The organism is Rhodohalobacter sp. (assembly GCF_034521535.1).
GTDB lineage: Bacteria > Bacteroidota > Rhodothermia > Balneolales > Balneolaceae > Rhodohalobacter.
Genome location: NZ_JAXHMF010000006.1, coordinates 771,324 through 793,533, shown reverse-complemented (window position 1 = coordinate 793,533; position 22,210 = coordinate 771,324). Strand labels below are relative to the sequence as shown.

At 42.0% G+C, this 22,210-nt stretch carries 20 protein-coding genes and 1 tRNA gene; 6 read left to right on the top strand and 15 right to left on the bottom strand.

Annotated features, from left to right (window positions below; all coding sequences use genetic code 11):
• Nucleotides 1-323: 323 nt before the first annotated feature.
• Nucleotides 324-1,391: a rod shape-determining protein gene (locus tag U5K35_RS15790; RefSeq protein ID WP_322572466.1), complete on the bottom strand. Its 1,068-nt coding sequence runs from the start codon at nt 1,389-1,391 to the stop codon at nt 324-326.
• Nucleotides 1,392-1,704: 313 nt separating this feature from the next.
• Here U5K35_RS15790 and U5K35_RS15785 point away from each other — a divergent pair.
• Nucleotides 1,705-1,792: transfer RNA gene (locus tag U5K35_RS15785), tRNA-Leu, on the top strand.
• Nucleotides 1,793-1,946: 154 nt separating this feature from the next.
• On the opposite strand, the gene U5K35_RS15780 is transcribed toward U5K35_RS15785, so the two are convergent.
• The 3 genes from U5K35_RS15780 to U5K35_RS15770 form a co-directional block, all read right to left on the bottom strand.
• On the bottom strand, nt 1,947-2,477 hold the full coding sequence (locus U5K35_RS15780; RefSeq protein WP_322572465.1) for a DUF6036 family nucleotidyltransferase: 531 nt from the start codon (nt 2,475-2,477) through the stop codon (nt 1,947-1,949).
• Nucleotides 2,474-3,418: a hypothetical protein gene (locus U5K35_RS15775; protein ID WP_322572464.1), complete on the bottom strand. Its 945-nt coding sequence runs from the start codon at nt 3,416-3,418 to the stop codon at nt 2,474-2,476. The genes U5K35_RS15780 and U5K35_RS15775 overlap by 4 nt, the downstream gene beginning before the upstream one ends.
• A gap of 317 nt (nt 3,419-3,735) precedes the next feature.
• The gene (locus tag U5K35_RS15770) at nt 3,736-4,215 is read right to left on the bottom strand and encodes a fasciclin domain-containing protein (RefSeq protein ID WP_322572680.1); all 480 of its coding nucleotides are present in this window, start codon (nt 4,213-4,215) and stop codon (nt 3,736-3,738) included.
• 365 nt (nt 4,216-4,580) lie between these two features.
• Here U5K35_RS15770 and U5K35_RS15765 point away from each other — a divergent pair, with 365 nt between their 5' ends.
• Nucleotides 4,581-5,240 (top strand): hypothetical protein, encoded by a 660-nt coding sequence (locus tag U5K35_RS15765; protein WP_322572463.1) that lies wholly within the window; start codon nt 4,581-4,583, stop codon nt 5,238-5,240.
• Nucleotides 5,241-5,669: 429 nt separating this feature from the next.
• Here U5K35_RS15765 and U5K35_RS15760 read toward each other — a convergent pair whose 3' ends face one another.
• Nucleotides 5,670-7,676 carry a serine hydrolase gene (locus U5K35_RS15760; RefSeq protein WP_322572462.1) on the bottom strand — a complete coding sequence of 669 codons (2,007 nt, stop codon included), beginning with the start codon at nt 7,674-7,676 and terminating at the stop codon, nt 5,670-5,672.
• A 267-nt stretch (nt 7,677-7,943) separates the two neighbouring features.
• On the opposite strand from U5K35_RS15760, the gene U5K35_RS15755 reads away from it, so the two are divergent.
• A complete protein-coding gene (locus U5K35_RS15755) occupies nt 7,944-8,882 on the top strand; it encodes an NADP-dependent oxidoreductase (protein WP_322572679.1) in 939 nt (312 codons plus the stop codon).
• Between the two features lie 512 nt (nt 8,883-9,394).
• On the opposite strand, the gene U5K35_RS15750 is transcribed toward U5K35_RS15755, so the two are convergent.
• The 6 genes from U5K35_RS15750 to U5K35_RS15725 form a co-directional block, all read right to left on the bottom strand.
• On the bottom strand, nt 9,395-9,937 hold the full coding sequence (locus U5K35_RS15750) for a hypothetical protein (RefSeq protein ID WP_322572461.1): 543 nt from the start codon (nt 9,935-9,937) through the stop codon (nt 9,395-9,397).
• 153 nt (nt 9,938-10,090) lie between these two features.
• Nucleotides 10,091-12,082, bottom strand: a complete 1,992-nt coding sequence (locus U5K35_RS15745; RefSeq protein ID WP_322572460.1) for a hypothetical protein — start codon at nt 12,080-12,082, stop codon at nt 10,091-10,093.
• A 129-nt stretch (nt 12,083-12,211) separates the two neighbouring features.
• Nucleotides 12,212-13,027, bottom strand: coding sequence for a DUF305 domain-containing protein (locus U5K35_RS15740; RefSeq protein ID WP_322572459.1), 816 nt, complete (start codon nt 13,025-13,027; stop codon nt 12,212-12,214).
• A gap of 186 nt (nt 13,028-13,213) precedes the next feature.
• Nucleotides 13,214-15,136, bottom strand: coding sequence for an ATP-dependent zinc metalloprotease FtsH (ftsH, locus tag U5K35_RS15735; protein ID WP_322572458.1), 1,923 nt, complete (start codon nt 15,134-15,136; stop codon nt 13,214-13,216).
• 154 nt (nt 15,137-15,290) lie between these two features.
• Nucleotides 15,291-15,662: a hypothetical protein gene (locus U5K35_RS15730; RefSeq protein ID WP_322572457.1), complete on the bottom strand. Its 372-nt coding sequence runs from the start codon at nt 15,660-15,662 to the stop codon at nt 15,291-15,293.
• Between the two features lie 82 nt (nt 15,663-15,744).
• Nucleotides 15,745-15,999, bottom strand: coding sequence for a Smr/MutS family protein (locus U5K35_RS15725; RefSeq protein ID WP_322572456.1), 255 nt, complete (start codon nt 15,997-15,999; stop codon nt 15,745-15,747).
• Nucleotides 16,000-16,130: 131 nt separating this feature from the next.
• Between U5K35_RS15725 and U5K35_RS15720 the strand changes: the two genes are divergently transcribed.
• Nucleotides 16,131-16,481 (top strand): DUF3127 domain-containing protein, encoded by a 351-nt coding sequence (locus U5K35_RS15720; RefSeq protein ID WP_322572455.1) that lies wholly within the window; start codon nt 16,131-16,133, stop codon nt 16,479-16,481.
• 124 nt (nt 16,482-16,605) lie between these two features.
• Nucleotides 16,606-18,090 (top strand): histidine kinase dimerization/phosphoacceptor domain -containing protein, encoded by a 1,485-nt coding sequence (locus U5K35_RS15715; RefSeq protein ID WP_322572454.1) that lies wholly within the window; start codon nt 16,606-16,608, stop codon nt 18,088-18,090.
• 4 nt (nt 18,091-18,094) lie between these two features.
• Here U5K35_RS15715 and U5K35_RS15710 read toward each other — a convergent pair whose 3' ends face one another.
• Nucleotides 18,095-18,502: a DUF4296 domain-containing protein gene (locus tag U5K35_RS15710; protein ID WP_322572453.1), complete on the bottom strand. Its 408-nt coding sequence runs from the start codon at nt 18,500-18,502 to the stop codon at nt 18,095-18,097.
• Nucleotides 18,499-19,221 carry an SDR family oxidoreductase gene (locus tag U5K35_RS15705; RefSeq protein WP_322572452.1) on the bottom strand — a complete coding sequence of 241 codons (723 nt, stop codon included), beginning with the start codon at nt 19,219-19,221 and terminating at the stop codon, nt 18,499-18,501. Before U5K35_RS15705 ends, U5K35_RS15710 begins: the two co-directional genes overlap by 4 nt.
• Before the next feature lie 85 nt (nt 19,222-19,306).
• On the opposite strand from U5K35_RS15705, the gene U5K35_RS15700 reads away from it, so the two are divergent.
• Entirely contained in the window at nt 19,307-20,047 is a 741-nt protein-coding gene (locus U5K35_RS15700; protein ID WP_322572451.1) for a type III pantothenate kinase, read from the top strand.
• 259 nt (nt 20,048-20,306) lie between these two features.
• Here U5K35_RS15700 and udk read toward each other — a convergent pair whose 3' ends face one another.
• The gene (gene udk, locus U5K35_RS15695; protein ID WP_322572450.1) at nt 20,307-20,972 is read right to left on the bottom strand and encodes a uridine kinase; all 666 of its coding nucleotides are present in this window, start codon (nt 20,970-20,972) and stop codon (nt 20,307-20,309) included.
• A complete protein-coding gene (locus tag U5K35_RS15690; RefSeq protein WP_322572449.1) occupies nt 20,923-22,185 on the bottom strand; it encodes an N-acetylmuramoyl-L-alanine amidase in 1,263 nt (420 codons plus the stop codon). The genes udk and U5K35_RS15690 overlap by 50 nt, the downstream gene beginning before the upstream one ends.
• Between the last annotated feature and the right edge of the window lie 25 nt (nt 22,186-22,210).

Genomic DNA, 22,210 nt, shown 5'->3' with positions numbered 1-22,210 from the left:
AAATGTTTCCCCTCCTTCCTAAGGAGGGGTCGGGGGAGGTTACAGTCCTCAAAGTGGAGCTACAAGTTGTAAAGTTAGTTCATTCGCATTAAATAACCACCCCTAAATCCCCTCCTTGAAAAGGAGGGGACTTCTCATGTAACCAAATTCAATTACTTTGTATCAAACTCACGTTATTTAGAACAAATTCTAAACTGGGTGTAAGACACAGATTTTGTACTTTCCTGACAGTGATAATTGATTATTAATCAAAAATAGCGGTTTAGAAGTAAGGGGTTTTACCTATTGGATAAGTTGTTTGGAAGCTCTGGGAGTTGACAGATTTAAAAAAGTGAGTTTTGATACTCATCATGATTTTCAAGAATAATTCCCGTTCCTCTCACTACAGTGGTCAACGGGTCTTCGGCCACATGAACCGGAAGTTCAATAGCTTCGGAGATCATTCGATCCAGATCTTTTAGCAGTGCACCACCGCCGGTTAGCATAATACCGCGATCCAGAATGTCAGCTCCCAGTTCCGGAGGAGTATTTTCCAGGGATTTGGTTACGGCATCCAGGCAAGCATTGACTGATTCATGAATGGCTTCACGAACATCTTCAGAGGTGACGGTTAGAGTTTTCGGAACTCCGCTTACCAGATTTCGTCCCTTTGTAATCATCTCTTTATCTTCACCACCGGGAATGGCTGATCCGATTTCATGCTTAATTTTCTCTGCGGTCCGTTCACCAATCAGCAGGTTATGTTTTCTTCGTATGAAATTCACGATTTCTTCGTTCATCTTTTCACCGCCAATTCTTACCGACTGGGCATGAACAATTCCGGAGAGAGATATAATGGCAATTTCTGTTGTGCCGCCACCGATGTCTACAATCATATTTCCCATCGGTTCATTAACGTTCAGTCCCATGCCTACGGCTGCTGCAATTGTTTCCTCAATGAGAAAGACCTCTTTGGCACCGGCATTTTCTGCACTGTCGCGCACGGCCATTCTCTCCACTGCAGTGATTCCGTTGGGAACGGTAACAAGCATCTTTTTAACGGTGGCAAACCATCGCTTTTTCATCACCTTACGAATCATTTCGCGCATCATTTTTTCAGCGATGTCAAAATCGGCAATCACACCGCCTTTCAGAGGACGAACGGTTTTGATATTCTTGTGAGTCTTTTCATGCATCAACTGAGCTTCATTCCCTACTGCAATAATTTTTCCATTGGGGTCGATCGCAACGATTGAAGGTTCATTCAAAACAATACCTTGATCGCTAAGGTATATGAGGGTATTTGCAGTTCCCAGATCGATCGCCAGGTTACTATTCAGCGAGTTAAAAAATCCTTTTTTAGACTTGGATCGGGATTTATCAGTGGTTTTGGCAGCAGTTTCAGTATTCATAAACAACAGGATTCGGTATTCAGTATTATTCCGTAGGGCCCCGCTCCGATAAGAAGCCCCAATATTCAGAACTGTGTTTGAAACGGTTTGTTCCTGATTTAGTGCATGGAGACCAATTTTATTTTAAATCGGTAATTCGAAAATTGTTCCCGGCTACGATTTGCGGAAAGTGATTGAGTAGATGGTTGGAAAGAAATTTGAGATGTGTGGTAAATAGAAGCGAAAAAAGCCTCAAAAAATGTTGTTCAAGTATTGGGGATTCCCTTATATTTAAAATCTGTTTTAAAAGACAGTGTTTCCAATTCAATTGGATGCCTCGGTGGCGGAATTGGTAGACGCGTTGGACTTAAAATCCAATTGACATTACAATGTCAGTGCCGGTTCGAGCCCGGCCCGAGGTACAACCCCTGAATCACAATGTGGCTCAGGGGTTTTTTATTTTAAATACACTGATAGAATTAGCCGGGCGAGAAGTTTATCCCGCCGAAGGGAAATGAGAGCCGCGCCTTTTGCGGTCGAATCGGGAAGCCCGGCCCGAGGAACATGTTAGCTTTCTTATAGATTTTCTGCTATACGTTCCGCCCAACGGATAGCACGTTCTTTGATCTCTTTTTCTGCGTCTGTGACTTTTAACCTTTTCAATAGAGTGTCAATGTCAATCATCTCTTCGAGAATCAAACGCCTAACAAATTCTGTGTCCTTTTCACGAAATGCGATCAGCTTGCTGGCTGCCAGGTCATGAGCCTCAATACAATAACCAAGATAATTCCCATCCATGTAATCCTGAACCTTATTCGTTCTCTTCTCCCATCCTTTTGGCAGTTTTGCTGTTTCAATGGGAACCCCGTGAACATAAAATCCATGAGTTTTATGAAACAATGAATTCTCTCCCAACGCGCCATCAATCTTATCAACGGCTTCAGGCTTGTTCTTCGGTGATACATCAACCTCAATTGATTTTCTTAGCTCTGAAGGAGCATCAGGGAATTGACCCAGAATGGCCTGCGAGCCAAAAATGATCAGTTCCTGATCCTCAGAAACCGTGCAGGCTGCTCGAATGGCATGTTCCAGCTGTTCTCTGTTCATGATTGCTTAAGCTCCTTTTTTAACTGTTCAAACTTATTCTTTTCATTCTCCGTGAGAACTTGCCAAAAGGGGAGTGACTGCCTCAAACGAACGGCTTTCTCGGAATCGGACTCCATAAATTTTTTCAATCTCTGAAAAGAACTGTTATCAAGAAGATTCTTCCATTCCAACAGCTCCAACTTCTCACCGGTAGAGGTTTTATCAATCTGCTTATCAAGCAGGGAGATGGTTCTTGGAATAATTTCCGGATTTGATTTGAGCAGTTCTGTCCAGATTTTTGATTCCACCTGTGATCTTTCATCCAGGTCCCGGTGACTTTTTACTGAAGTGGTTTCATCTTTTGGCGGATTCAGATAATCTTTTGGATCGATCCCCCACAAATGAACCGTTCCTTGCTCAGTAAGAGAAGGTTTTGTTTCCAGATCAGCAACTGTTACGCCTCTGATATCAATCGTTACATCAAAGGTTGATTCTACGTTATTCTGAATTAGTTTTTCCCTGAATTCATCGGTTAATGAATCAATGGTTTTCAATTTTCCTAAAACGGCTATTTGAACCGGATCACCATATTCATCGTCACCTCGTGCAGTACTGCCAAAGATCCATACGGATTCGGGTTGTTTCTTGAGGTTATGTACTATTGAGCGCATCGTATCCACCAACTCTTCATAGCGTTGAGTCTCTTTGCTAAATAGGTTTACCAATTCCTCATAAAGAGGGTACTCTTCCCGTACAGTGACCAGCTGTTGCCTGCCGGAACCGGTGTACGTTACAACTCCTGTTTCTACCAGTCTCTTCGTAATGTCATAAACTCCTTGCCTGGATAGGTCTGTTCGCTGCAGCAGTTCAGAATGACTTACAGGATGGTTTGCCCTGATTAATTCACGAAGTACAATTACATGCCCTTTCGAACCAAGAATGGAGTTAAGTGGGTGCTTCAAAGCACTATGTTGATTTGAATTCTTCATGACTATTTACATTTCTACCGAATTGGAATGATAATATATCAATTTAACTTGACTTTTGTCAATTTAAGTTGATATATGTCATGTTAACTTGACTATAGAATTGATTTTCGAATTCTACCGGAATTAGCCAGGAGAGAAGCGCAACTACGCTAAAGCCTCAACGCCAATCCCATCCTGCCAATGGTTTTTTTGACTGATAGAGAGTCGGAAGGTAAAGCCAAAAAAAAGCCCATATAGTCAGATTACTACATGGGCTTTCTAAGAGTTGAATTATGTCGTGAACGCTCTGCTTATTCCAATGGAAGCAGCACAGTATCTATCACATGAATAATTCCGTTTGAGGCAGAAATATCTGCGGCTGTGATATTAACTTCCTGTCCGGCGATATCTGTTATTACTCCACCGAATGCGACATTAAAGCTGGCGCCCTCAAGAAGTGTATTAATTTTACGATCTTTGGCCCGCATATTTTTTGGAACCACACTATTTGCCGCACGGCGTCCTTCGGTTACATGATAGAGCAGCACATTGGCAACGGCTCCTTCGCCTAAGAGATCATCGATGGCCGCGAATGGGCCTTCATTTTCCAGTATATCCTGATCGAGATCACCGGATAGTGCCTCAACAAGATTTAAAAAAGCCTGGTCAACCGGAGCAAATACCGTGTACTGGTCACCGCCTGTAAACACACCGGTCAATCCGGTATACTCAAGTGCAGCCAGTAAAAGCGTGAATTCAGCCTCATCAGCTGAAGCAGATTCAACTACAATATCAGCAATGGTTTGATCGCCGGTGAAGGAGCTCTCTTTTCGGCTTCTGAATTGAACTCCTCAGTAGTCAATTCAACTTCAGAGCTACTTACGGTGCTGTCACTGCAAGCTGAAAAAATCAGCATGCTTGCAAGCAGGATTAAAAAGCTTAAACTATATTTCAAAATTTCTCCTGTAAAATATTAAGGTGAGTTGTGTTTGTGATATCAGATTATTATCTGATAGTAAGAATTTGTTAAATAGATTTAATTGTATTTTCATTCAGCAAGTGTATACAATTTTCTATTAATAATTATTAATAATTTATAACGGTGTTCAAGCGGACTGATATCGGTTTAAAATTTTTCATTTAACAATAAATAGTGATGCTAAAAAAACTGAAGAAGTGGATTAAAACAGCCGGCTCTATCGAACCATTTGATCCATCCAGATTTAATGACCCTTTAGCTGAATTTATTGAGTGGACGCCGCATAAAAGGGGAGGGAGTAATTTCCACACTCACAAAATGGTATCTGTGGATTATAACCGTTTGGAATTCCGACCCACACTTGGAGCTAAGCTTTTTTCAGGTGTGTTTATAGCTGCTGGTATAGGTTTTCCCGCATTATTTTTAACTGCGGGTTCAGATAGTCCGGAAATGCAGTCTATTTGGGCTGTTCTTGTTATTATTCTATTTGGAGCCGTATTTGCCGGGGCGGGAGGCTGGGTCTACTTCTCGATGGCAAAGCCCCGGGTTTTTGATAAGCAATCTAGTATGTACTGGAAAGGTCATAAAAAGCCTGACTACATCTATCGACCTGAAGATAAAAAAGATGCGGCAATGTTTAGCAACATCTACGCCATCCAGTTAATCAGAGAGTACGTGAAAGGTGATAAAACATCCTACTACAGCTATGAACTGAATCTGGTTCTTGAAGATGGACGCCGTCTTAATGTAATCGATCACGGCAATAAGAATGAAATCCTGGAGGATGCCCGTGAACTGGGTGAATTTTTGAATGTTCCGGTTTGGGTTGGGTTTTGAATAGAGAAATATTTAATAATCTCATAGCTAAGATCCAACTATACATGTTTTCATTATTACTTTTGGACCGCCAAAAGTAACCAAAAACTCCCGGCTGTGATCGCTTCCGGGCCTGGTTGGCCCGCGCGGTTACACAACATCGATTGCTCCCAAAAGGGAGCCGATATTGTGATGTCTCCCGCGCTTTGGTGCAAACCATGCTAATCCTCCACCAATCAAGGCCGGAGGGATCTTTTTCTTTTTTTAAAAAAGTATCAATTCATATTGGAGTACGGTTGTATTCAATAAGAAAAATAAGCGCCTTAATTTATTGCATTCAATAAATCAACAACACTAAAATTATAGTAGCATGGGAAATATAAGCCTCTATCCACATTTATGAGGGTGGGGAGATACGAATGTCTATTCCTATTGCGAACCCATATTAGATTATTCCAGCTTCCTGAAAAACACACCTCTTGTTCTGCCATTCGAGGCATTAAATCCCGTAATTTCTCCTTCCTCGCTTCGGACAAACTCTACGGTTTGTATGGGCATTACAGAACCGAACTGATCCTTATTGGTTGGATCCAGTTTTAGGTCATCCTCCAGCTGGTAATGCTGCATGAAGAGCTCTTCATCTTTTAGAACTATCGTGTAGATGGTTTCAATTTCTTCGCTGAAGTACCGGCCCGTATATTCAGCCATTTCATCGGGGGCGAGTGTGAAGTCAATCTTTTTAGCAATATGATTGCCGTTTTGATGAAGTGTGAGGGAGTCTGCTGTTGCATCCTCATTTAAGTGAAAGGTCACAGAGGCGTTTACTCCCATCAGGTTGAACGTGGAGTCGGATGTGGCTGTCAGATCAATTTCGGGCTGATTGGTAGCCTGGGTATAGATACGTTCGCCTTCACGATCAAATGTAAGGATAAAACCCGGCATGATGCTTAATTCGTATCGTCCGGCTAAACGGTCAAAATTTTCGGGATCATATTCAAATTCGGATTCTCCTTCAGAGGCAAGTGCATCGTCCGTCTGCTGAGGTTCTTCATCAGTTTCCATGTATTCTCCAAAAAAGAGATCGGCAACGCGGTTTGGAATGGATCCATTGAAAGAGGCCAGGTTACTCTGAGTGACCACAGCCGCATCAATTTCCGGAAAAATCATAAGCATTGAACGGTGAGCCACATCACCGCCTCCATGATGAATCTGTTTTAATCCTTTGTAATCCTGAATAAACAGTCCGAGTCCATACCCTGTCGAGTTACCGTTCTTGAGTTCATAAGGAGTGGTCATCTCCTCAATCATTTCCGGTGTTCCCACAACAGGATGATTCAGGTTTTGAATCCACTTTGCAAAATCGCCAAGAGTGATGTGGATACCACCCGCACCGGCGGCACCACCAAGATCAGTAACTTCTTCATAACCGCTGCTGCCAAAGCTATAACCTGTTGATCGATTATCAACGACTTGATCCGGACTGGTTCGTACAACGGTGTTGTGCATTTCCAATGGTTCAAAAAGGTTTGTTTTCATCCACTCGTCAAATGGAGTGTCTGTAACACGTTTTATCACTTCGGTCATCAGCGAGTAACCGGTATTGTTATAGTTGAACTCGCTACCGGGAACATTTTGCAGTTCGGGCTGATGCTGAACAATCTCGATGATCTTATCTGTATCGAGACTTGAACTAATATTCCGTCCTGTCATGACTAACAGGTTGATAAATTCTCGATAACCGCTTGTGTGTGTAATTAAATGACGAAGAGTGACTGTGTGTTCAAATTCCGGAAGTTCGGGGATGTATTCACGGATATCATCATCAAGGGAAAGTTTACCCTCTTCTTGAAGTAGCAACAGGCCGAGTGTAAGAAAATGCTTGGATGTGGAGCCGATATTATGGAGGGTGTTTTCGGTAATGGGAATATCATATGTGAGATTGGCCATCCCATAGGACTCCTGAAAAATTACTTCTCCGTCTTTCATCACCAAAACCGCTGCACCGGGCACATCATCTCCGGAATATTCCACCATCATCTGATTCAACCTGGCAGCAGGCTCTGTGGCTATCGGTTCCACAACTTCAACCCTGATAGAGTAATTTCCTTCAGCTTCTTTGAAGGGTTTTACTTCGATCCTGTATGTTCCGGCGCTCTTTGTATTAAACTGAAATGAATCTTTACCGACTGCGGAATAGTCAAATTCAGCAGCTTTATCCCCGGATGGATTGAATATTGAAATGGTAACATCTACACTCTCCTGAATGACAAAACCGTGAACAAATTGTTCCTCCCCGAGTTCGAGTGTGTATGTGTGCACGGATTCGGATGTTAAAGAGTCTTCAACCACTTCTCCAACAGTTAAGGGATAATTGGATTTGTCAGATGTTTGGGCCAATCCTGTAGAAAAAGATATCAGAAAAAACAGCGTGAAAAAGAGCGAAGTGAAGGCTTTCATAATTCCCCGATTTAGATTGATAAATTTCTTAATTGTGTAAATAATGTGACGTATTGCATCATTTGAGGCATCTTTGTCTCGAGCTGACGTTAAATAAATAAAGTTGTTTAAAAAATGTGTTCAAACTTTTTCTTTGCTACGAACGGAAGGCTGAACATGTTTCATCAGCAGAAGAACCGAAACGCATCTCATATCAACCTTGTTTTAAACGGTGAAGAGATAAAATCAATTAAATTAAAAAATTAAGATCAGTTATGAGTGAATAAAATGAAAGCCGCTTATTATGATGAGTTTGGTGAGTTAAATCAAATCAAGGTTGGTGAACTGGAAAAGCCTGAACCCGCAGAAGGAGAGTTGTTAATCCGGGTTAAATCAGCCGGTGTGAATCCCGTGGATTCAGCTGTGGCTCGAGGAATGTTGAATGAGTTTATTCCTGCAGAATTTCCTGTAATTCCAGGTTGGGATGTTGCCGGTGTGATTGAAGAAAGGGGACATTCTGCACGAAGATTTGCAAAAGGTGATAAGGTGTACGCCTATGCACGGAGACCAAAGGTTCAGCACGGGACATTTGCAGAGTATATTTCCATTCCGGAAAGCTATGTAGCAAAGAGTCCGGATAAATTGACAATGGATGAAGCCGGGGGAGTCCCGCTCACCGGTTTAACCGCCTATCAGTCTCTGTTTGATGCAGGAAATTTGAAAGGAGGAGAGACAATTCTGATTCTGGGAGCATCCGGAGGAGTCGGTTCTTTTGCTCTTCAACTTGCGAAATGGAAAGGAGCAACTGTGATTGGTGTTGCCGGATCATCAAGTCAGGATTATATGAAAGATCTGGGAGCTGACTACACAGTTGATTACAGCAAAGGTGATGTCGGTGAATCTGTTGATAAGATTGCTCCGGATGGTGTAGATATGATTTTTCACTGCTCCAGGGGAGATTCACTGGCGCAGTCGCACGACAGGCTGAAGGATGGGGGTAGATTAATCTCCATTACCAATAGCGATCCTGAACGAAGGGACGACGTACACTTTCAGTATGTATTTGTGGAACCCAATGCCGTACAACTGGAGCACTTAAGTGAACTGGCAGATAGTGGCAAATTGAAGGTTCATGTCTCCAAAACATTTAAACTGGATGATGCTCAGCAGGCTCTACAGGAGATAGAATCACTGCATACCAAAGGTAAAACAGTGATTAAACCTTAAAATGACGTGGGTTCGATGAACTGTTTTGAAAAAAAATTAGACTTTAAACTCTATTGCCACGGCTCATCTTTTGACGCGAAGCGAAACACGGAATTGCACGGAATATTTAGAGTACTTCCGTGATTCCGTGGCTTTTAAATTAATGTGAGTTCGAGATAAGAATTTGGAATTTAAAGTACCCCTTAACAAAGGCGGAATACGATGGATATTCATTAAAAAATGATGAAAAAAATCCTATAGACACCCCTCTAAATCTCCCCTTTTTAGGGGAGAATAGTTCAGTGCCGTCATCAGTTTTTTTTATATCGAATTCATGTTATTTGAAAATATTTTGTAAGGAATTACTCTTTCTTGTGTCATACAGTCAGATTGGTTGTAACAATCCAAATTGACGTAATGACTATCAAGACAGAGACTTTTGAGAGGGAGTTTGAGCGGTCCCTTTCAGAAGTGATCAGCATAAAAAAAGGAGCGACCCGGGGGTAGTCGCTCCTTTTTTTGTTTTAACTATTCTATATCATTCTCTTTTCGGATTCTGCAACGAATCGCCTTGCATCTCTGCGGGAGAAATCCTCCATAATTAAGACATCATCAACTTCGGCCTCCTTAAACATATCTTCTCCATCACGGTTGATAATAACCAATCGGCCGTTTTCGTAGTAGATCTCTTCAATCTCATTGAGAGGAACAGTGATAGCCCGATCCAGCAGTGTTTGTACCCCGCTACTTATAGCAGACCGTAAAACAGCACCGAGGTGATCAGAATCATCCGATTCATTTTTTCCGCGAATTTCTTCGGCAATCTTCTCTAAATAATCGTCTGTAAACTGAAGATAGATGGCGCTGTTGGTGAGTAAAAGGGTAACACTGTTTTCCTGTGTGGTGATATGATACTCTGCATCATTTTTTGGATACCGGGGCACAATTTCAGCCTCTGTATTATTTGAAGTGATAAATGTACCGCTGTCTTGTGCCTCAGAAAGTTGTGGAAAGGAGATAAGCAGCAGTACGACTGATAGTGAAGACAGTAAATATTTTTGAATCAGATGTATCATAAAAGTTTGATTTAATGACCGGTTAATCTTCACTACGATTTTGGATAGCTCCGGTTTCACTTTTTATCCGTGAATAATAAAAAAACCGACATCGTAATCTAATTGAATTAGACACAATGCCGGTTTGATAAGTTTTAAAACGTTTAAAACTGCTTATGAAGCAGAATTAAGATCACGAATGATTCGAGCCAGTTTCATAACCTTATCACTGTTGGATGATGAAGCCGCACTGTTTGAAAGTGAAGCCGCAACTTCATTCAGTACCCGGGATGTACCGGAACCGTTACTGTTTTCAGCCTCATCCAGACCGTTTCGGACCATCTGAATGGTTCGCATATTCAGCTCACGATTTCTTTCAAGCTGATCCGTGTAGGCGCGTGCCAATGCATAGGTTGTTGGCCACTCGTATTTAGGTTGTCCCTGAGCATTTTTATAACTCAACTCAATCGTATTTGCCGCGTCAATTTCATTCTGAGTAAGGAATTCACTCGGTGTCAGCTCAAAAATGTCCAGACCTCGAGCAATTTCAGAATTTACCAGATAGCCATTGTACCAATAGATCGACCAGCTACCGCCGGTTTCCACTCGTTCAGGATTGATTGGGCCACGATCATGGAAGGCAATCTCTACAGGGTTAGCGGGGTCAGTGAAATCGAAAATGCTAATTCCACCCTGGTACCAGGATTGAACCATGATATCCCGATCCGGAACAGGTAGCATTGAGCCGTTGTGAGCTACACAGTTTTCTGCTGATGTTTGCGGTGCCGGCATTTTATAGTAGCTCTGAAATTCCATTTCGCCATCGTCACCGATAGAATAGATTGCGTTTGCGCCCCACTCGTATGGATCGGTTTCTCTGCATTTTGGCTGTGTTCCGCCACCCCATTCATCTGTAAAAAGAACGGTTGTTCCGTCATTATTAAATGTAGCTGAATGCCAGTATGAGAAGTTTGAATCAGCAACAGCATCAATTCGGGTTGGGTTTACAGGATCAGTGATATCCAACAGCAGTCCGTAACCTTCACATGCACCGCCTGCAAGCCCTACTTCTGGGTAGAGGGTGATGTCGTGACATTGGTTTGGCCCAACGTCTTCTCCGCGGCCTCTTGCTGCCATTCGCTCTTCCAGAAACTGTGCATAGTATGAATCCAGATTTTCACGAAGTTTTGTGCTGTCTGCCTGTGTCGGTTCACCGTCACCGCCTCTTTCTTCAACGATTTGTTCAAGGAAAACCTGAACCAGGCGATTATTCACCACACGAGGTGATCCATCATAATTTGCAACAAATCGGCCTTCTTCCCGTGCTCTTTCAATAGCAGCAAGTTCTTCAGGTGCAGGTCCGTGAGATGGAGGAGCTGTAAGTCCTTCAAAAATTCGGGGAGAGTTTACAATAGCCGATTCCTCAGGATTAGCCAGTGGAACTTTAATCACTTCAATTCGGAAAAGAGCACTTTCAGGATCTTCATCCGGGAAGGCGCTGGAACAGCCCGGTAACTCTTCTTCCGGACGTACAGGAGCAGAACCTGAAATGTATACGAAAACGTTTTCATCGTCATTAGGGTCCTTAAGCACAGAGTGGGTATGCGAACCACGGCAAGTCTGTACATTGGAGATGTACTCCGGATTTTCAATATCACTGATATCAAAAATTCGAATACCGCGAAGTCTTTCTGAACTAACCGTTTCTCTCACTCCTTCGGTGCCACAATCTAATCGACCGCCTAAACCTTCACCGGAAACAAAGAGAAGATTTTCGTAAACAGAAACATCACTTTGAGAAGCGGGGCATAAGAAATCAACCACAACTTCAGGGTTTTCAGGATTGGTCATGTCCCATACAATAAATCCGTTATAGTTGCCCTGAATGATGTAGTTATCTTTGAAGGCTAAATCTGTTCCCCAGGAACCAAGGAAATCTTCCGGCGGCGGAGTAGCTGAAAGCAGGTTTAGATTCCAAATGGCTTCTTCGTAATCAAAAAGGCCACCGGCCAGACCCACACGCGGATCGGGATCGGGTTGTTCAATTTCAGTTAATGGAGATAGGGTAGGCTGAACATTTTGTTCAGGCATATCTGAGGATGCACAACTATACACTGCCAATAACGAGGCAAATGCAAGAATCATCCCGGGTAGTAATCGTTTCATACTTGAAGGATTATTTGTTTGGGTTTTTAAGAGATCGATTTGGAAAACATAGAGTAGCTAATCTATTCCTGCTGAATAGAACGATAGTCTTTTTGAGCACAATGAAGAGCTTAACAGGAGCAGTAGCGTTTAGTCGATATTTTCCAGCATTAATTTCATTCTTTCAATTTCTGTAACCTGCTCTGCATTGATACCCGAGGCAAGTTCAAAAGACGCCGTATCGGAAGCCGCTCCGTCTGCGTCAAAAAGTTCTTCAACCATGAAAACTGCTCCTTTGTGATGCTCGATCATATAAGTTAGAAAAAGACGATCGAATTCTTTTCCACGGGCTTCTGCAAGATTTTCAAGTTGTTGCTGAGTGAGCATTCCCGGCATATCACTGTGATCATGCATCATATCGGCACCGTGATCCATATTGTGATCCATGTCGTGATCTTGCTCTTGATCCATATCCGAATCCATGTCATGATCGCTGTGATTGCTTTCAGAATCGGCCTGTTCCATTTCAATAGTCATGTTAATACCATCGATGTGAACAATGGGAACCGCTTGTCCTCTATCGCGCAGCCATCGCTGCATGAAAGCAATTTCATCAGCCTGGGCATTGATGATACGGCTCGCAAGAACTTGAACGGATCGATTGGCTCCGTTCTCCGGTGCCATTCGAGACATGATTAAAGCCTGTGAGTGGTGGGCGATCATTCCGGTCATAAAATCGATATCAGCCTGTGTAAAATTCATTCGGGACTGTTCAATACGGTCCCAATAAATTTCTTCCATCTCAGCATGGTTTTGCCTCTGAGTTTCCACGGTCTGAGCAGTCTGCTCTTGTGCAGGTTGTTCTGAGGATTGCTGTGTTGTAGAGCAGGCGCTAAATAGAAAAAAGAATATGGTTGATATGCTGAAAAGAGGTAGAAAAAAACGGTTTGAAATCGTCTGTAACATGCACTTAATTCGGTTTAATTCAATGATTCTAAACGTTACATCATATTTCTCAGGAATCAAAAACGAATTGAAGTGAAAAAGTGTAAAAAATTGTCTGATTTACTAGTATCGATCATTCACGGCCATGTTCAATAACAAAGCCGTGAATGAATGGAGAATTGATAATCAGCTAATTTTAGACAGAAACTATTCCTCTTCACTGTCTTCTTTCTTTTTGCCCATCAGGGATAAAACTTCTTCACCTGAAACTTCCTCTTTCTCGATGAGAAGTTCTGCCAGTTTATCAAAAGCGTCTCTGTTCTTTTGAAGGATATCGATAGCCCTGTCGAAGGCTTCGCGGGAAATAGCCTGAACCTCCTGATCAATCTCCCTGGCGGTTGCATCGCTATAGCTTTTTTGACGGGTCATATCCCGGCCGAGGAAAACATCCTCTTCATCGCTGCCAAATGCGAGATGACCAAATTTTTCACTCATTCCCCACTCCACAACCATTTTACGGGAGAGTTTAGCTACGCGCATCAGGTCGTTCTGAGCGCCACTTGTGGCGGTGTTAAATATAAGCTGTTCGGCTGCACGTCCTCCCATAATCACGGCCATTCTGTCCAGCAGGTATTCTTTGTCATAAAGATATTTTTCTTTATCGGGCAGCTGCATTGTAATTCCCATCGCTTTTCCTCTTGGGATGACGGACACTTTGTGGAGCGGATCACTTTTAGGCAGAGCTGCGGCAACAATTGCGTGTCCTGCCTCGTGATAAGCCAGAATTTTTTTCTCTTCGTCATCAATTTGCATTCCTTCTCTCTCCAGCCCCATCATGATTTTATCACGCGCGTTCTCAATATCATCCATAATGATTTTTTTGCGCTTATTTCTTCCCGCGTACAGTGAAGCTTCATTCAGCAGATTTTCCAAATCGGCACCACTGAATCCCGGTGTACTGCTGGCAATTTTTTTGAGATCAACACTCTCATCGATGGATTTATTTCGGGCATGAATTTTTAGAATCTCATGTCTTGAATTCTGAGAGGGAAGATCAACGCTGATCTGCCGATCAAATCGCCCCGGCCTCAAAAGAGCTTTATCCAAAATGTCGGGTCTGTTTGTAGCCGCCATCACAATTACATTTTCACTCGGTTCAAAACCGTCCAATTCTGAAAGGAGCTGATTCAAAGTCTGTTCGCGTTCGTCGTGTCCGCCACCAAGGCCGGCGCCTCTCTTGCGTCCAATGGAGTCGATCTCATCAATAAAAATGATTGCCGGAGATTTCTCCTTTGCCTCCTTAAACATTTCGCGGACACGTTTTGCCCCCACACCTACAAACATTTCCATAAAGTCGGAACCCGTAATGGTATAGAAGGGAACATTCGCCTCGCCGGCAACCGCTCTGGCCAGAAGTGTCTTACCTGTGCCGGGAGGGCCCATCAAAAGAACACCTTTGGGTAATTTCGCACCAATTTCTTCAAACCGACTGGGATCTTTAAGAAATTCAATAATCTCCTGGAGTTCAGTTTTGGCACCATCCATTCCGGCAATGTCGTCAAATGTGGTCTTATTCTTTCCGGGCTCCTGAAGTTTCGCCTGGCTTTTGCCAATATTGAACATTCCGCGTCCCTGCATCTGCATTCTCCGGTAGAACATGTAGCCGATTATGAGCAGGAAGAGGAGAGGCATTGAAAAAATCATGAAGTACCACCAATAACCATCGGACTCCGATTCTGCAGAGATAACTACATTTTTTTCTTCCAACAGTTCGGTTAAACTATCGTCACCAAATGAGGGAATTACCGTGATAAAGTTCTTGTAGTTTGTCGTATCGGTTTCGGTAATTTGCAGTTGCTGCTCGTTGCGAAACGTACCGTCAATCCGATCTCCCTGGATATGAACACGTTCTACATTATCATTTCTAAGCTGCTCTTTAAACGTACTGTATTCAATTTCCGGCTGCGTTCCGAAAAAGCCGTTACCGTCTGTTAGGATCCAGTAACCGAGTACAACAAAAATGATCAGATAGAACCAATAGATAAAACCGGTTGGACGCTGAGCTTTGTTTTTTCCCTTTTTGGGATTGCCGTCAGAATTTTTATTTGATGGGTTAGACTTATTTTTCAAACCTGTAAATTTCTTTTGAGTTTTTTAGCAAATAGAGTGAATATCTTGTACTCTTTGAATTTACATAAAATAGGTTTTTATAGATTCGTTCGCGAATAGAATGATCTTAATAGCTGATTCGATGAACTCGATGAATAAACGGGTCTGTTGGCGGCTAAAATCGATCAACGATGTCATCTACAATAGATCGATTCCTGACGGCGCTGATAACGGATGCCCCGAGAATTAAAATGTGAATGACGGGAGTGAGCCAACCAAAACTGATTCCCAAAAAACCCATTCCTACTCCAAACATGTAATTGAGCACAAAAGAGATCAAATAATAGAATAGGTAGAGAATGCCAAAGGTGGTGAAAAAGATGACAATCCTGTCTCCGTATTTTCCGGTGTGCTGTTCACGGATTTCCTGTTGACGGATCTTTTGTTCTTTTGTTTTAAGCTCACGTTTTAGATTGTTCAGCTCTTCTTTCTTTTTAAGCTCAAGACGTCGCTTTTTTGCTAATTTTAATCGCTCTTTCTCATCCATTTACTCAATTATTTTTATAATAGTCAGATCATAAAATTGATGAAATCTACAAAAACATGAAGATATCTCAATTTCAGAACTGCTAAAATTTGAAGTAGACGAATAGTCTGCCGTGATTTTTGCTGTCTTTATCTATACGATGATATTTCTGTTTGATATGTTTTTGATCCAGAAACTTTAATACTCGTTTCTTTAATTGTCCTGATCCTTTTCCGGGGATGATCTCAACAGTTTTAATTTTCTTTTCTATGGCTTCATCGATGATATTTTCCAATTCCCTGTCAATTTGATCTCCTTTGTTGTAAATGTCGTGCAGGTCGAGTTTTAATTTTGCCATGAAGCCGATTTTGATTGTCATTAATTTCAGGAAACATATTCTGAAGTTCTGAAATTCACAAAAATCACGTTATTTTAGAAGCGTATCTCTTTTAATGAGAAAAAAATTAACCCTCAACAAGCAGCAATATTATGGATCTGCACATCACAGGTAAAGTCATCAAGATTTTAGAAGAACAGTCAGGCAAGGGAAAAAACGGACCCTGGAGGAAACGCGACTTTATTCTCGAAACGGAGGGAGATTACCCACGCAAAGTCTGCATCACGCAGTGGGGAGATCAAATCGATAAAAACTCTGTAACCAAGGATGAGACTGTTACGGCGTTTATTGATATTCAAAGCAGGGAATACAAGGGAAATTGGTATACCGATGTGAAAGCGTGGAAGATTGAGAAAGGCGCTCCGGCAAAAGGTGAAGGAGATGCAGATGAAGTAATCATAGATTTCGGGTCAGACAGCGACGATGAAAGAGCTCCATTCTAAAGGATAAATTTCCGGATATTTAAACCGTCACTATTCTTTTTGAGTTTTTCTATATCTTTAAATGTTGTGCGAATAATAGTTTATCTTTGTAAGGATAAATTCATCTGCAAACCGAGGGTTCCCATTGCCAAATATTTCTAAAAAAGGATTAGTCTCAGCTTTATCGGTTACACTTGGACTGGTAATGATATTCTATTTTGGCTGGCGGGCTGATCAGAATCAAATCCGGGAAGCCAGAACCCAAACTGTGGAATCTACTGCGAGTCTTCTATCAGAACTTATTCAGGAAACGGTGAATGAGAACCTTCTTCTGTTAGCCAATCATAAATCAAGAGTGGAGTTTACCAAGGGTCAGTATTTCGAAAATTTCGAGTTCGAAACTAACCTTCTATTAAATGTAAAGCCGGCATTTACCTTTTTTGAATGGATTGATCAGGATGGGGTTATTCAGTTGATTGAGCCGTACGAAGGGAACCGGGAGGCCATTGGTCTTGATATCCTCGAGCTTGATTATCGTCGCGAAGACTGGATGGAGATGAAAAGGGATTCCTCCATAAATATGACTCCCTGGACGGATCTTGTTCAAAGCGGAAGTGCCTTTTTGATTGATGCCCCTCTGTACTACAATAATGAATTTCACGGTTCATTAACGGTAGGGATGGATTTTACCGATGATTTTGATGATATCATGGCCGGGAGAGAGATGTTTAGTGTAGAAATACGTGATGAAAATGATCGAATATTCTATGAGTATTTAAATAGTGACATACCAGAAGATGAGAAATATACCAGCACTCAAAAACTAAATTTCATCAGCGGGTCATCGAATGAATGGACACTGACACTGAGTTTGGATGAGGATTATTTTTCATCCGGTATCCTAAATTCAGGACAGATCAGCCTGTTTTTCCGAATGCTGATTGCTCTGCTCTTTGGTAGTGCTATATACTTTATGATTTCGGCTTATCGGGCAAATAAGCGCAATGTAGAGGCTTTAAAAGAGAAGGAAGTATTGATATCGGAGATCCATCATCGAGTGAAGAACAACCTGGCGGTCATTTCCAGCCTGATCGATCTGCAGAGGCTTGAAACGGATGATGAGTACGTAATTGACATTTTACAGAAAACACAAAACCGGATTCACTCCATTGCAGGCGTACACGAACTTCTCTACAATTCCGATGATCTATCCAGTATTCCGTTTCGCCAATATCTAAGCAATTTGATCAACAGGCATCTTGACGTCTATGTGGAAGACAAAAAAAGTATTGATGTAAAAATTGACAGCTCCGTTGAAACTCTAAGTATCAATCAGGCGCTGCCTCTGGGTGTTTTAATCAGTGAACTGGTTACGAACTCTTTTAAACATGCCTTTACCGATAAAACCGAAGGAGAGATTCATTTAAATGTCACTTCCGATAGAGACTATGTTCATGTTCAATACTTCGACAACGGTCCGGGATTTCAAAAAGAGCAATTTGAAGATGGTAAGGGGTTGGGCATCACTATTATCAAAGCATTGATCGGACAGCTTCAGGCGAAATATAAATTGGAGAGCGAGGATGGTTTCAAATTAAAATTCAGCTTCAAAAAAGACTTTCCGAAGTAATCGTTTAATTGGATTCTTTGTTTCGATTTCGGACCTGCTCACGTATCTCTTCCGGGCCAAGCTTGGTTTCGTCCTTATACCTTCGTTCTGCTGCCTGAATTGAATCGCGTTCTGTTTTGAGACGATCCTGAATATCTTTCACCCGCTCCATCTGGGCCTCTATATCGGATTGATAAATCTCGTGTGATCTGTTAAACTTCTCTTCTTCAACTCCGTAACTCACAAAAATTTCTTCCCGCAGATCGGATTTATCCCGCTCTCCCAATAAATCCTGATCCATTTGATTGAGAATAGCGAGTTCCGTCATTATGGTTTTGTACAGTTCTTCATCAACTAATTCCGGTTCCTTCTCACAGGCGTTAAATGTGAGAAAGAATAACGAAACCAGTGCGAAGGTTAAGTAGTTTTTCACTCTTTGCTATCCGGATTTTTGGGGTTTAGTGGTCGCATCGTTACTTCATTTATTAACAGATTATCGGGTGTTTCAATCAGATGTATTAACGTATCTGCAACGTCACCGGGCCGCATCATATTTGAATGAGTTTCACTGCCTACTTTTTCAAAAAAGTCTGTGGCAATAGATCCCGGAAACATAGCCGAGACTTTGATCTTATCGTATCGAAGTTCCTTAAAGAGAGCCTCGCTGAAACCTCTGACACCAAATTTTGTGGCGTTGTAGCCGGATATTTGCGGATTACCCAGTAGCCCCGCAACAGATGCAATATTTACAATATGACAGTGATCCGGGTTTTCCTTCATAAGCGGAACAATGAGTCGGGTAAGATAAAAAATACCGTTTAAGTTGGTATTAACCATGGTATCCCAATCTTCTACCGACAGGTCGTCCACATTGCCAAACTTGGCAAGCCCTGCATTGTTCACGAGAATATCGGGTAGGTGATCTTCTGAAAACTGATTAGTTACCCACTCTTCAAGATCTTTGTGTTTTGTTACATCCATTTGAACAGGTATAAAACGCTCACCCAGCTTAGACTGTATCTCTTTGAGTTTATTTAATCGGCGAGCAAGACCGTAAACGGTAGCTCCTTTTTCAATGAGCTTATGAGCAAATGCGGTTCCAATTCCACTGCTGGCACCGGTAACTATGGCAACTTTATTTTTTAATTCCATTAGGAAGGATCAATTTTTCGTTAAATTATTTGTTTGGTAATATAAAACATGAAAAGCAGCAATCATTCCAAATTGAAAAGAAAAGATGTCAATTTTATATCTCGATATCGGTAACTCCCACATTAAATTAGCCAAAAAAACGGGGATTAAGTGGGAGATCATCTACAAGGCATCAAACGGAACAGCCGATAACATGGCGGAAGTTGTTAAAGAGTATCCGGATACAGAATTGGTAGTAATAAGTTCTGTCCGGGAAGATCTCCTAAAGAAATTACTGCAAGCACTTCACTTTGTAGAATTAAAAGTCCTGACAAACTCACTTATTGATCGGGACAACCTGGATTATAATACTCCTGAAACACTTGGAATGGATCGGTTTTTGACCTGCTACGGTGCTTTATCAATCACAGATAACGATATAATTTGTATTGATGCGGGGACAGCCTGCACGGTTGACTGGATGACGAATGAGGGAATTTACAGAGGTGGGATTATCATGCCGGGTTTAAAACTTTTCCATAAAGCGATTGATAATGAATTTCGGGAGCTGCCTTCGGTAGAGTATCGAATTCCCGGTAACTGGCCGGGCAAAACCACGGCAGAGAGTGTTCAATGGGGTACAGGTGGGTCTTTTGTAATGGCCATAGAGGGATTTATCCGGAAATATATGGAGCATATTGATTCCGAGACCGACCTGTTTATAACCGGTGGAGATTCATTCTATCTAATGGATAATTTGCAATCTTCTCTGAAAGTTCATCATAGACCGCACCTGTTATTTGATGGGATGGAGATGTTTTGGAAAGATCAGGAGAACTTAACCTGAGAATCTGAGTTCGGAATGAAATTTTTAGTTTAAAAAATGATGGATCTTCATAATGAGGTTGGAGAATAAAAAGCCACGGAAACACGGAAAGTTCCGTGCTTCCGTGGCAATTAAATGTGATTCTTGATTTTGAAAACAATCAACTCTTAATATTTCTAAAATAGGAGAGACTATTTTCCTTAATCTTCTTTGATAGTGGAAGTATTTTGAGCAGTTTTTTAATCCTTTTCGGAGTAATGGAGAAATAAGCGAACTGAAATTAAGAGGAGAGCTTTCCTTCGATTAAAGCGGTGACCATTTCCAATGCCACCAGGTTTTCTCCGCCCCGGGGTATGATAATGTCCGCATATCGTTTACTTGGTTCAACGAATTCGAGGTGCATGGGGCGTACGTATCTTTCATACTGATTCAGGACACCATTCAAGTCCCGGCCGCGCTCGTTGATATCTCTTTGCAATCTTCTCAAAAGACGAACATCGCCATCGGTATCCACAAAAATTTTGATATCCATGAGCTTTCTGAGCTTTGGCTCACTGAAAATCAAAATACCGTCTACCAGTATAATACGGTGAGGAAGTGCAGATATGGATTCGTCTGATCGGGTGTGCTCTACAAAATCGTAAACGGGAACATCTACCGGATAACCACTTCTCAAGGCATCCAGGTGACGGATCATTAATTCAGTTTCAAGGGAGGAAGGGTGGTCAAAATTTTGCTTTGTTCTCTCTTCGAATGGTAAATGGCTTAAATCCCGATAGTAGGAGTCGTGTTGTAACAGAAGGACTCTGTCGGGACCAATAGATTCAATAATATTATTGACAACGGTGGTTTTTCCCGAACCGCTGCCACCGGCAACCCCAATGATTAATGGTTTATCATTCGTTGCTTGCTTGCCGTTCTCCATTTGCTTTGATGCTTCTATCATATTCTAATTTAAAATCCCGTATTGCCCTGAAAATGGCAGAAGCCATAATGGTTTGGCCATAATCACTATTTAAAAATCTTGCCTCCGAAGGATTAGATAAAAAACCAAGTTCTATCAAAACAGCCGGAGTGGAGGCGTGCCACAAGGCTTCGAGACCGGCCTGTTTTACACCCCGAGATCTGCGCTGTGCCCGGTTTTTAAATTGATTTTCAACCATCGAGGCGATGCGTTCACTGATTGCTAAATTTCCGGTATTGGTAAGCTCATAGACCAGCAGTTCCTCTTCACTTAGATCGAGTGAGCCCGGTCCATTTTCCAGATCAACCACACTGTTTTCTCGTTTCATAACTTCCAGGGCCGATTTGCTTCTTGCCAGCCCCAGAAAGAAAGTTTCTGTTCCACGCGCGGATGGTGCATTGGCAGCTGAATTGACGTGAATTGATACAAATAAATCTGCCTTATTTCGGGTTGCCGTGAGACCTCGCTCACTTAATGGTACAAATGTATCATCGGTTCTTGTGTAAACCACTTCCATTTCGGGGATATGCTCTTTAATGTATTCGCCCACCTTTAAAGTAACTGCGAGAGCAATATCTTTTTCCTGAAGTCCCATAGATCTATTTCCAGTGCCGGGATCGTGCCCACCGTGCCCCGCATCCAGAATAATGACATTAAATTCCTGATTGTCTCTAATCCGAAGAAATGAGTTGTCTGCTTCTACGACATCATCAAATCCGTGAATGTCTGCGATATAACTCGTAAAGTCGATCTCGGATGATTTGGCCGTAATTTCATCTATTTCTGATGAGGAGATGCTCTCCATAGCCAGCAGTAAATCCTTGCCATTCTGATCGGGGTAGGTTCTGGTTTTGAAATAACTTCCCGCACTGAGTGAAATTTCAACACCAATTCCGTTATCAACCGGATAGAGGTCAAAATGATTGAACGTATTGGTTTCGGGAGGATACTGAAAATTCAGCGTGTCGAGATCCTGAGCAAACAGCAGCATCTGAATTCTATCGGAAGATGGCTGTTCAACCTTTACTGAATCAACCATATTGGAGAGATGATTGCGAACAACAAAACCTTTACCGTCACTACGTTCAGCGATAGATATCCTGTTGAGCTCGGTTTGAGCAAAAAGTGATTCGGCCGGTATGATCAGCAAAATCGTACTACAAAGTAACAGAAGGGATAGAAATTTCCTCTTCATTTGACTAAAGCATTCATTATTCAGA

Coding starts and splice junctions, on each gene's coding strand:
- U5K35_RS15750 (WP_322572461.1), bottom strand. CDS start 9,937: ATGATACATCTGATTCAAAAATATTTACTGTCTTCACTATCAGTCGTA.
- U5K35_RS15725 (WP_322572456.1), bottom strand. CDS start 15,999: ATGGCAAAATTAAAACTCGACCTGCACGACATTTACAACAAAGGAGAT.
- U5K35_RS15740 (WP_322572459.1), bottom strand. CDS start 13,027: ATGTTACAGACGATTTCAAACCGTTTTTTTCTACCTCTTTTCAGCATA.
- U5K35_RS15760 (WP_322572462.1), bottom strand. CDS start 7,676: ATGAAAGCCTTCACTTCGCTCTTTTTCACGCTGTTTTTTCTGATATCT.
- U5K35_RS15765 (WP_322572463.1), top strand. CDS start 4,581: ATGCTAAAAAAACTGAAGAAGTGGATTAAAACAGCCGGCTCTATCGAA.
- U5K35_RS15745 (WP_322572460.1), bottom strand. CDS start 12,082: ATGAAACGATTACTACCCGGGATGATTCTTGCATTTGCCTCGTTATTG.
- U5K35_RS15730 (WP_322572457.1), bottom strand. CDS start 15,662: ATGGATGAGAAAGAGCGATTAAAATTAGCAAAAAAGCGACGTCTTGAG.
- U5K35_RS15780 (WP_322572465.1), bottom strand. CDS start 2,477: ATGAACAGAGAACAGCTGGAACATGCCATTCGAGCAGCCTGCACGGTT.
- udk (WP_322572450.1), bottom strand. CDS start 20,972: ATGATAGAAGCATCAAAGCAAATGGAGAACGGCAAGCAAGCAACGAAT.
- U5K35_RS15755 (WP_322572679.1), top strand. CDS start 7,944: ATGAAAGCCGCTTATTATGATGAGTTTGGTGAGTTAAATCAAATCAAG.
- U5K35_RS15705 (WP_322572452.1), bottom strand. CDS start 19,221: ATGGAATTAAAAAATAAAGTTGCCATAGTTACCGGTGCCAGCAGTGGA.
- U5K35_RS15690 (WP_322572449.1), bottom strand. CDS start 22,185: ATGAAGAGGAAATTTCTATCCCTTCTGTTACTTTGTAGTACGATTTTG.
- U5K35_RS15790 (WP_322572466.1), bottom strand. CDS start 1,391: ATGAATACTGAAACTGCTGCCAAAACCACTGATAAATCCCGATCCAAG.
- U5K35_RS15720 (WP_322572455.1), top strand. CDS start 16,131: ATGGATCTGCACATCACAGGTAAAGTCATCAAGATTTTAGAAGAACAG.
- U5K35_RS15700 (WP_322572451.1), top strand. CDS start 19,307: ATGTCAATTTTATATCTCGATATCGGTAACTCCCACATTAAATTAGCC.